This is a genomic window from Rahnella perminowiae, from assembly GCF_019049695.1.
In the GTDB taxonomy this organism is placed as follows: domain Bacteria; phylum Pseudomonadota; class Gammaproteobacteria; order Enterobacterales; family Enterobacteriaceae; genus Rahnella; species Rahnella perminowiae.
In genome coordinates this window covers 1-476 of record NZ_JAFMOT010000092.1, presented here as the reverse complement: position 1 = coordinate 476, position 476 = coordinate 1, and the positions used below count along the sequence as shown (strand labels likewise).

Annotated in this window: 1 protein-coding gene and 1 pseudogene; one reads left to right on the top strand and one right to left on the bottom strand. The window is 43.3% G+C overall.

The features are described from left to right. A partial coding sequence (locus J1781_RS00450; RefSeq protein WP_217233029.1) for a hypothetical protein occupies positions 1–201 on the top strand: 201 nt, incomplete at its 5' end. Positions 202–258: 57 nt separating this feature from the next. On the opposite strand, the pseudogene J1781_RS00445 reads toward J1781_RS00450, so the two are convergent. After that, positions 259–476: pseudogene (locus tag J1781_RS00445) on the bottom strand (AEC family transporter); the annotation flags it as partial.

Below are 476 nucleotides of genomic sequence, written 5' to 3'. Positions count from 1 at the left end.
GAATTAACACTGCCATTTTGGATAATTGGCGACATCGATAATGAAAGCTATAGGCAGCCCACACTTAGTATTGGTAGTCAATATGATATCAATCAAACCAATGCGATTCGGGTCACCGCTAGCCGTGAATGGTTGCCAAAGTCCGACATTATCGATAACGTTGATGAAGTTGCGCTAAAATGGCTACACTATTTTGAATAATCTATTTTGAATAATCTACTCCCAGCCAATTTTGTACTATGCCAGGCCAAAATGGCGCTATAATGCGATGCCGATGGCTAGACTGAACATAGAAAACACGGTGGTAAATCCTAAAATATTGGCCGCTAATATCTCATTGCCGCCAATGCTGCGAGCAATCACATAACTGGCAGCAGCAACAGGCGATGTCACCATAATAAACATCACGCCCATTTGTATCGGTGATAACTGCATCAATACACCCACCACAACCGCGGGGATGGGCGCTACAATAA